The organism is Pseudomonas brassicacearum (assembly GCF_003732265.1).
Classification (GTDB): Bacteria; Pseudomonadota; Gammaproteobacteria; order Pseudomonadales; family Pseudomonadaceae; genus Aquipseudomonas; species Aquipseudomonas brassicacearum_D.
Genome location: NZ_MOBK01000270.1, coordinates 1 through 408 on the forward strand (window position 1 = coordinate 1; position 408 = coordinate 408).

Sequence of the window (408 nt, forward strand, 5' to 3'; positions counted from 1 at the left end):
GGCAGTGAGCGAATCGCCGCGCTGTATGCCGAAGAGGGCGACCTGGTGCAGCCAGGCCAGGTCCTGGCGGAACTCGACACACGCACACTGCGCCTGGAAATAAATCGCTCCAAGGCCAGGATCGGCGCCCAGGAACAGGCGCTGCTGCGCTTGAAAAATGGCACACGGCCTCAAGAGGTCGAGCAGTCAAAGGCACGTTTTGAGGCCGCCCAGGCGCAAATGCAGCTGGCTCAACTGCACATGCAGCGCCTGCGCAGGATCGCCGACGACACCCAGGGCAAGGGCGTCAGCCAGCAACGCCTGGACCAGGCAGCCGCCCGCTTGCAAGTGGCCAAGGCCCAGTCGCAGTAGCAGCGCGAATCCTGGACCCTGGCCAAGATCGGCCCACGCAATGAAGACATCGAGCAG

General features: G+C 64.2%; 1 pseudogene. It reads left to right on the forward strand.

Annotation, left to right across the window (positions count from 1 at the left end):
* Positions 1 to 351: pseudogene (locus BK660_RS31210) on the forward strand (hypothetical protein); the annotation flags it as partial.
* Positions 352 to 408: the final 57 nt, after the last annotated feature.